General features: G+C 72.0%; 6 protein-coding genes and 1 pseudogene. 6 read left to right on the top strand and 1 reads right to left on the bottom strand.

Annotation, left to right across the window (positions count from 1 at the left end; all coding sequences use genetic code 11):
- The 6 genes from dnaN to gyrA all read left to right on the top strand — a co-directional run.
- The coding region (gene dnaN / locus D476_RS0115875) for a DNA polymerase III subunit beta (RefSeq protein ID WP_017624926.1) at window positions 1–710 on the top strand (710 nt) is incomplete at its 5' end.
- A 67-nt stretch (window positions 711–777) separates the two neighbouring features.
- A complete protein-coding gene (gnd, locus tag D476_RS0115870) occupies window positions 778–1,683 on the top strand; it encodes a phosphogluconate dehydrogenase (NAD(+)-dependent, decarboxylating) (RefSeq protein ID WP_017624925.1) in 906 nt (301 codons plus the stop codon).
- Window positions 1,684–1,803: 120 nt separating this feature from the next.
- Entirely contained in the window at window positions 1,804–2,934 is a 1,131-nt protein-coding gene (gene recF / locus D476_RS0115865) for a DNA replication/repair protein RecF (protein WP_017624924.1), read from the top strand.
- Window positions 2,918–3,490: a DciA family protein gene (locus tag D476_RS0115860; protein ID WP_017624923.1), complete on the top strand. Its 573-nt coding sequence runs from the start codon at window positions 2,918–2,920 to the stop codon at window positions 3,488–3,490. The genes recF and D476_RS0115860 overlap by 17 nt, the downstream gene beginning before the upstream one ends.
- Window positions 3,491–3,869: 379 nt before the next feature.
- Window positions 3,870–5,807, top strand: coding sequence for a DNA topoisomerase (ATP-hydrolyzing) subunit B (gene gyrB / locus D476_RS0115855; RefSeq protein WP_083939536.1), 1,938 nt, complete (start codon window positions 3,870–3,872; stop codon window positions 5,805–5,807).
- A gap of 55 nt (window positions 5,808–5,862) precedes the next feature.
- Complete coding sequence (gyrA, locus tag D476_RS0115850) at window positions 5,863–8,523, top strand: DNA gyrase subunit A (RefSeq protein WP_017624921.1); 2,661 nt, start codon at window positions 5,863–5,865, stop codon at window positions 8,521–8,523.
- A gap of 99 nt (window positions 8,524–8,622) precedes the next feature.
- On the opposite strand, the pseudogene D476_RS37980 reads toward gyrA, so the two are convergent.
- A pseudogene (locus tag D476_RS37980) lies at window positions 8,623–9,241 on the bottom strand (hypothetical protein); the annotation flags it as partial.

Raw genomic sequence — 9,241 nt, 5'->3', positions numbered from 1 at the left:
CCGCCCCCGCCGGCCGGGACGACCCCCTGCCGATGCTCACCGGCGTGCGGGTGGAGATCGAGGGCTCCACGCTGACGCTGGCCTCCACCGACCGCTACCGGCTCGCCGTCCGCGAGATCACCTGGTCCCCGGAGAACCCCGACGTCTCCGCGGTGGCCCTGGTACCCGCCAAGACCCTGGCCGACACCGCCAAGTCGCTGACCTCCGGCGCCGAGGTCACCATCGCGCTGGCCACCGGCGAGGGCGCCGAGGGCATGATCGGCTTCGAGGGCGGCGGCCGCCGCACCACCGCCCGGCTGCTGGACGGGGAGTTCCCCAAGTACCGCGCCCTGCTGCCGGACTCCTTCAACTCGGTCGCCGAGATCAACAAGGCCGAGTTCATCGAGGCGGTCAAGCGCGTGTCGCTGGTCGCCGAGCGCAACACCCCCCTGCGGCTCGCCTTCGGCGAGGGCCGCCTGGTCCTGGAGGCCGGGACCGGCGACGAGGCGCAGGCCGTCGAGGTGCTGGACGCCTCCCTGGAGGGCGAGGAGATCCAGATCGCCTTCAACTCGTCCTACCTGCTGGACGGGCTCGGCGCGGTCGACTCCGACATCGCCCGGCTGCAGTTCACCACCTCGACCAAGCCCGCGATCATCTCCGGCAAGCCCGCCGACGAGTCCGCCGCCTCCGACTACCGGTACCTCATCATGCCGGTGCGGCTCTCCGGCTGAGCCGGGGGCCGGTGTACAGCCCCGGGGAGCCCCGGGGACGAACAGGGTCCGAGGGGGAGAGGTCACGATGAAGCTGGGCATGGTCGGCCTGGGCAAGATGGGCGGCAACATGGCCGCGCGGCTGCGGGACAAGGGCCACGAGGTCGTCGGGTACGACTTCGACCCCGGGGTGAGCGACGTGGGCAGCCTGGCCGAGCTGGTCGGACGGCTGGAGGCGCCGCGCACCGTGTGGCTGATGGTGCCAGCGGGCGAGCCCACCGACGGCGCCGTCGAGGAGCTGGGCGGCCTGCTGGACCCGGGCGACCTGATCATCGAGGGCGGCAACTCGCACTACGTCAAGGACCGCGAGCACGCCGACGCCCTTAAGGGCAAGAGCGTGCACTACGTCGACGCCGGGGTCAGCGGCGGCGTATGGGGCCGCCAGAACGGCTACGGGATCATGGTCGGCGGGACGCCCGAGGACGTCGCGCGGGCCAAGCCGATCTTCGACGCCCTCACCCCCGACGAGGGCGGCGGCTACGTGCACGCCGGCGGCGTGGGCGCCGGGCACTTCGTCAAGATGGTGCACAACGGCATCGAGTACGGCATGATGCAGGCCTTCGCCGAGGGCTTCGAGCTCATGCAGGCCTCGGACATCGTCGACGACGTGCCGGGCACCTTCGACAGCTGGCGCGAGGGCACCGTGGTGCGCTCCTGGCTGCTCGACCTGCTGGTGCGCGCGCTGGAGGAGGACCCGGAGCTGGAGGGGCTGCGCGGATACGCCCAGGACTCCGGCGAGGGCCGCTGGACCGTCCAGGCCGCGGTCGACCACGCGGTCCCGGCCCCGGCGATCACCGCCGCACTGTACGCGCGCTTCGCCTCCCGGCAGGAGGACAGCCCGGCGATGAAGGTGATCGCGGCGCTGCGCAACCAGTTCGGCGGGCACGCGGTGGCCACCGCCACCGACGACCCGGTGCGCACCCCGCGGAGCTGACCCGCACGGCGCGGGCGGCACCGCCCGAATGCGCCCGGTCCGGGGGGACCGCCCGTTTCACGTGAAACCCGGGAACGCCGGGGGCACCGGCCCCCGGCGCTCGTAGGAGGGAGAGGCCGGATGTACGTATCGCACCTGCAACTGGCCGACTTCCGGTCCTATGAGTCGGCGCTGCTGGAGCTGGACCCCGGGGTGACCACCTTCGTGGGCCCCAACGGTCAGGGCAAGACCAACCTCGTCGAGGCCATCGGGTACGTGGCCACCCTGGGCAGCCACCGGGTCGCCGCCGACGCCCCGCTGGTGCGCCGCGGCGCCGAACGGGCCGTCGTCCGCTGCGCGGTGGTCTCCGGCGAGCGCCGGTCCGTGGTCGAGCTGGAGATCAACCCCGGCAAGGCCAACCGGGCGCGGCTCAACCGCTCCCCCGCCACCCGCCCCCGCGAGGTGCTGGGCGTGCTGCGCACCGTGCTCTTCGCCCCCGAGGACCTGGCCCTGGTCAAGGGTGACCCCGGGGACCGGCGGCGGTTCCTGGACGAGCTGCTGGTGGCCCGCGCCCCGCGGCTGGCCGCGGTCCGCTCCGACTACGAGCGGGTGCTCAAGCAGCGCAACGCGCTGCTCAAGTCGGCCTCCGCCCGCTACCTCAAGCGCCAGGACGTCGACCTGTCCACCCTCGACGTGTGGGACGGGCACCTGGTCGCGGCCGGCGCCGAGCTGCTCGCCGCGCGCCTGGCGCTCACCGCGGAGCTGCAGCCGCTGACCGCCAAGGCCTATGCCGAACTGGCCGGGGCCGACGGCGCCCCGGTGCTGCGCTACCGCTCCTCGGCCGACCCGGACGCCGCCGAGCTGCCCGCCGACCGCGAGCGCCTGGCCGAGGTGATGCGCGCCGCCCTGGCCGAGGCCCGCCACCAGGAGCTCCAGCGCGGGGTGAGCCTGGTCGGACCGCACCGCGACGATCTGGTGCTGGCCCTGGACGACCTGCCCGCCAAGGGGTACGCCAGCCAGGGCGAGTCGTGGTCGTACGCGCTGGCGCTGCGGCTGAGCGCCTACGAGCTGCTCCGCGCCGACGGGGACGACCCGGTGCTCATCCTCGACGACGTCTTCTCCGAGCTGGACGCCGCGCGCCGCCGCCGCCTGGCCGAGCACGTGGCCCACTGCGAGCAGGTGCTGGTCAGCGCCGCCGTTCCGGAGGACATCCCCGAGGAGCTGCGGGGTGTGCGGTACCGGGTGCGCGAGGGGGGTGTGGAGCGTGACTGACGGCGGCGCAGCGCCGCGTCCGGCCCCTGGAGCGGCCGACGCCCAGGGCGCTCAGGGTGCGCAGAACGGCGGGGCCTCCGGGGGCCAGGACCCCTCCCCCGCCGCCGACGCCCCCAGCGGCATCGACCTGGCCCGGCAGGCGCTGGCCCAGGCGCGGGCCGCGGCCAAGGAGCGGGGCGCCGCGCCCGGCCCGCGGCCGCAGCGGCGGCGCGGCGGCCGGATGCGGTCGCGCCGCGACCCCCAGCTCTTCGGGGACGCGGTGCGCGCCTGGCTGACGGAGCGGGGCTACGCCGAGCAGATCGCGGTCGGCGGCGTCTTCGGCCGGTGGAGCGACATCGTCGGCGAATTCAACGCCCAGCACCTGCGCCCGGTCTCCTACGAGGCCGGTGAGCTGGTGGTGGCCGCCGAGTCGGCGACCATGGCCGCGCACGCCCGCGCCATGGCCCGGGACCTGATCCGGCGGCTCAACGAGGAGTTGGGCCAGGGCACGGTGCACGCGATCAAGGTGACCGGTCCGGGCCGGGGGCGCGGCGCCGGGCGGCTCCGGGCCAGGTGACCGGCGGGTAGCCGCCGGGTGACGGTGTGCAGGCGCACCGACGACCCCGCCAACAGTCCTGAACCGCTCGCGGATTCGCTGGCACGGGGGGACGCGTGTGGGGAGTCGGCTCCCTTTCCGTTCGAGCGTTCTGGGGCGCCACAGCGTCTCTGATGCCACTTTCCCGCGGTGCGCGCGGTATCATGGAGGCGGTTCTTCGGACGCTTTCGCCGGTACGGCCCACCCCTGCCGAGGGTGGCGGGATCTCGGGGTGGTGAGCGGGTCCGGCATGGCGAGCACGCCCGCCTTCCGGTGCCGACCGTCCCCACCGAATCCCCCTCGCGCGCGCGGGGGCGGACCGCGTCCGCAACGGCGTCCCCCAGCAGGAGGGTGTTCCCACTTGGCCTACGATGCTCGATCGATCACGGTTCTGGAAGGGCTCGAGGCGGTACGCAAGCGCCCCGGCATGTACATCGGCTCCACCGGTGAGCGGGGTCTGCACCACCTGGTCTACGAGGTGGTGGACAACTCGGTCGACGAGGCCCTGGCCGGCCACGCCGACGCCATCGAGGTGACCCTGATGGCCGACGGCGGGGTGAGCGTCGCCGACAACGGGCGCGGCATCCCCGTCGACCTCCACCCGGTGGAGAAGCGTCCGGCGCTGGAGCTGGTGCTCTCCACGCTGCACGCGGGCGGCAAGTTCGACGGCAAGTCCTACGCGGTCTCCGGCGGCCTGCACGGCGTGGGCGTGTCCGTGGTCAACGCGCTGTCCACCCGGCTGGAGGCCGAGGTCCGCCGGGACGGCCACGTGTGGCGCCAGACGTACGAGATGACCCGCCCCACCGCGGACGTGGCCAAGGGTGAGGAGACCGCCGACAGCGGCACCCAGATCACCTTCTGGGCCGACCCGTCAATCTTCGAGACCACCACCTACAGCTTCGAGACGCTGGCCCGCCGCATGCAGGAGATGGCGTTCCTGAACAAGGGGCTGTCCATCACGCTGCGGGACGAGCGGCCCGAGTTCGCGCCCGACGGCACGGCCGTGCAGACCTTCCACTACGAGGACGGCCTGGTCGACTTCGTCCGGCACATCAACGCCAAGAAGGAGCCGTCGCACGCCTCGGTCATCGACTTCGAGGAGGACGGCGAGGGGATCTCGGTCGAGATCGCCATGCAGTGGAACCAGTCCTACACCTCCTCGGTGCACACCTTCGCCAACACCATCAACACGGCCGAGGGCGGCACCCACGAGGAGGGCTTCCGCACCGCGCTCACCTCGGTGGTCAACCGGTACGCGCGCGAGCAGAGGCTGCTCCGGGAGAAGGACGACAACCTCACCGGCGACGACATCCGCGAGGGCCTGACCGCGATCATCTCGGTCAAGCTGGCCGACCCCCAGTTCGAGGGCCAGACCAAGACCAAGCTGGGCAACACCGAGGCCAAGTCCTTCGTGCAGCGGGTCACCCACGAGCACCTGCGCGACTGGTTCGAGCGCAACCCCGGCGAGGCCAAGGACGTCGTCTCCAAGGCCAACCAGGCGGCGCGCGCCCGCATCGCCGCCCGCCAGGCGCGGGACCTGACCCGGCGCAAGACGCTGCTGGAGTCGACCTCGCTGCCGGGCAAGCTGTCGGACTGCCAGTCCGCCGAGCCGGAGAAGTCCGAGGTCTACATCGTCGAGGGCGACTCGGCCGGCGGCTCGGCCAAGGGCGGCCGCGACCCCCTCTACCAGGCCATCCTGCCCATCCGCGGCAAGATCCTGAACGTGGAGAAGGCCCGCATCGACCGGATCCTGAAGAACAACGAGGTCCAGGCGATCATCACCGCCCTGGGCACCGGGATCCACGACGACTTCGACATCGACAAGCTCCGGTACCACAAGATCATCCTGATGGCCGACGCCGACGTCGACGGCCAGCACATCCGGACGCTGCTGCTCACCCTGCTCTTCCGGTTCATGAAGCCGCTGATCGAGGCGGGCCACGTCTACCTGGCCATGCCCCCGCTCTACAAGGTCAAGTGGGACACCCGCGGCAACGACGTGGACTACGTGTTCTCCGACCGCGAGCGGGACGAGGTCATCGCCCGCGGCGTGGCGCAGGGCAAGAAGGACCCGCGGCCGCGGGACCTGGTGCAGCGCTTCAAGGGTCTGGGCGAGATGAACGCCAACGAGCTGTGGGAGACCACCATGGACCCGGACAACCGCCTGCTGCTGCAGGTCACCCTGGACGACGCGGCCCAGGCCGACGAGATGTTCAGCGTGCTCATGGGCGAGGACGTGGAGTCGCGCCGCTCGTTCATCCAGCGCAACGCCCGCGACGTGCGCTTCCTGGACATCTGACCGCGCGCCACCGCAGCCAGGCCCGACAAGTCTCAGCAGAAAGGGTCGACATCCCGTGACGGATGCGAATACCCCGCAGGAACCCGAGCCCGAGTCGGAGGGCGGTATCGCCCAGCGGGTGGAGCCGGTCGACATCCAGGTCGAGATGCAGCGCAGCTACCTCGACTATGCGATGTCGGTCATCGTCGGCCGCGCCCTGCCCGACGTCCGCGACGGCCTCAAGCCGGTGCACCAGCGGGTGCTGTACGCCATGTACGACGGCGGGTACCGGCCCGACCGGGGGTACTTCAAGTGCGCCCGCGTCGTCGGCGACGTCATGGGCAACTACCACCCGCACGGCGACAGCGCCATCTACGACACCCTGGTGCGGCTGGCGCAGCCCTGGTCGATGCGGATGCCGCTGGTCGACGGCAACGGCAACTTCGGCTCGCCGGGCAACGACCCGGCGGCGGCCATGCGCTACACCGAGTGCAAGCTCGCCCCGCTGGCCATGGAGATGCTGCGGGACATCGAGAAGGACACCGTCGACTTCCGGCCCAACTACGACGGCCGCTCCTCCGAGCCCGAGGTGCTCCCGGCCCGCTTCCCCAACCTGCTGGTGAACGGGTCGGCGGGGATCGCGGTCGGCATGGCCACCAACATCCCGCCGCACAACCTGCGCGAGGTGGCCGACGGCGTCAACTGGTACCTGGACCACCCCGAGACCGACGACGAGGAGCTGCTGGAGGCCCTCATCGCGCGGATCAAGGGCCCGGACTTCCCCACCAGCGGGCAGATCGTGGGCCGCCGCGGGATCGAGGAGGCCTACCGCACCGGCCGCGGCTCGATCACCATGCGCGCCGTGGTGGAGATCGACGAGGACTCCCGCGGCCGCCAGGTGCTCGTCGTCACCGAGCTGCCCTACCAGGTCAACCCGGACAACCTGGCGCTGAAGATCGCCGAGCTGGTCAAGGACGGCCGGGTCAGCGGGATCGCCGACGTCAAGGACGAGACCTCCGGGCGCACCGGGCAGCGCCTGGTGATCGTGCTCAAGCGGGACGCGGTCGCCAAGGTGGTGCTGAACAACCTGTTCAAGCACACCCAGCTGCAGGAGACCTTCGGCGCGAACATGCTGGCGCTGGTCGACGGGGTGCCCCGCACCCTGCGGCTGGACCAGCTCATCCGGCACTGGGTCGCGCACCAGATCGAGGTCGTGGTCCGCCGGACGAAGTTCCTGCTGCGCAAGGCCGAGGAGCGGGCGCACATCCTGCGCGCGCTGCTGCGGGCGATCGACCGCATCGACGACGTCATCGCGCTCATCCGCTCCAGCGCCTCGGCCGACGAGGCCAAGACGGGGCTGATGGGGCTGCTGGAGATCGACGACGTGCAGGCGCGCGCGATCCTCGACATGCAGCTGCGCAAGCTGGCCGCCCTGGAGCGCCGGCAGCTCACCGCCGAGTACGACGAGCTGATGGCCCAGATCGAGGAGTACAACGCGATCCTGGCCTCCCCCGAGCGGCAGCGCTCCATCATCCGCGACGAGCTCGGCGAGATCGTGGAGAAGTACGGCGACGACCGCAAGACGCACATCGTCCCCTTCGAGGGCGACATGCGCATGGAGGACTTCATCGCCGAGGAGGACGTCGCGGTCACCATCACCCGCGGCGGCTACGCCAAGCGCACCCGGCTGGACAACTACCGGGCGCAGAAGCGCGGCGGCAAGGGCGTGCGGGGGGCCCAGCTCAAGCAGGACGACATCGTCCAGCACTTCTTCGTGACCACCACCCACCACTGGATCCTGTTCTTCACGAACAAGGGGCGGGTGTACCGCACGAAGGCCTACGAGCTGCCGGAGGCGGCGCGCGACGCGCGCGGCCAGCACGTGGCCAACATGATGGAGTTCCAGCCCGACGAGGAGATCGCGCAGGTCATGGCGCTGCGCGGGTACGACGTCGCTCCGTACCTGGTGCTGGCCACCCGCGACGGGCTGGTGAAGAAGTCCCGCCTGGAGGACTTCGACTCGGCGCGCTCGGCCGGGATCATCGCGATCAACCTGCGCGAGGGCGATGAGCTGATCGCCGCCCGGCTCGTGTTCCCCACCGACGACCTGCTGCTGATCAGCAGCGACGCCCAGGCGATCCGGTTCTCGGCGGCGGACGAGTCGCTGCGCCCGATGGGGCGGGCGACCAGCGGTGTCATCGGGATGCGGTTCACCGAGGACGCGAACCTGCTGAGCATGGACGTGATCCGGGAGACCGACGGGCCCACGGACGTGCTGGTGGCCACCGCGGGCGGGTACGCCAAGCGCACGCCGTCCGACCAGTACCCGGTGCAGAACCGGGGCGGCAAGGGCGTGCTCACCGCCAAGGTGGTGGAGGCGCGCGGCGGGCTGGTCGGCGCCCTGATGGTGCACCCGGAGGAGGACGAGGTCTTCGCGATCACCTCCAACGGCGGGGTGATCCGCACCCGCAGCGCGGAGATCAAGCAGTCGGGGCGCGCCACCATGGGCGTGCGCCTGGTCAACCTCGACAAGGGCAGCCACGTGGTGGCGGTGGCCCGCAACGCCGAGGCCGACGAGGAGGCCCCCGACGACACCGAGGGCCTGGAGGCCGGGGAGGGCGCCCCCGGCTCCCCCGCGGGCGCCGCTGATGCCGCGGACGCCGCTCAGGGCGCTGCGGAGGCGTCGCAGGGCGACGCGGAGGGTGACGCGGAGGGCGGAGAGGGCACCGAGTCCTGAGGCTCGCGTAGGGTGCCCTAGAGCGCCTGGAGAACATGTTCGGACCGGCCGCCGCCCCAGCGGCCGGTCCACCATCCCTCGGCCCGAATTCCACCTGTCTCATGGAAAGTCCAGCGGTAACGTGGCTATGTCGGACAAGACGTCGGAGAAGACGAAGGACGCTTCAAAGGACGTGAAGCGGTCCGAGGCGAAGACGGAGCCCGGCGCCGAGGCGCCTGAAACGGAGTCCGCGGAGCCGACGGCCCCGGACACCCCGGACGCTCCGGAGAACGAGGAGAACGCGGAGAAGGAGCCCGAGGGCACCGAAGCGGAGGACTCCGGCTCCGCGAAGGCGGAGCCCGACGAGGCCGCCTCGTCACCGTCCTCCACCGCTTCGGAGAAGCCCTCCTCGGGTGGGCCCGGCAAGACGGCCGCCGGATCGGCCCGGCCGTCGGGAACGGCCAAGTCGGGTTCGGCGAAGAAGGGCGGCACGCCCGCGAGCACCGGGGCGACGACCGGCGGCCCGAAGAAGAAGCCGGCCAAGAAGTCCACTTCCGCCGCGAGCGTCGGCGCCAGTGGTGGGAAGGACTCCGGCAAGGGCGGCGACTCCGCCGCGGCGCCGGGGACGGCGTCCGCCGCAGGGGCGGGCGCGGGCGCGGCCACCACGGCCGAGGGGTCCGGTACGGGCTCCTCCGCGGGGTCGGCGCCGAGGTTCGAGGCGCGGGAGGGGACGGCCATG

Source organism: Nocardiopsis chromatogenes YIM 90109 (assembly GCF_000341185.1).
GTDB classification, from domain to species: Bacteria; Actinomycetota; Actinomycetes; order Streptosporangiales; family Streptosporangiaceae; genus Nocardiopsis_A; species Nocardiopsis_A chromatogenes.
The sequence above is the reverse complement of the archived record's forward strand: the minus strand, read 5'-3'. Positions and strand labels throughout refer to the sequence as shown.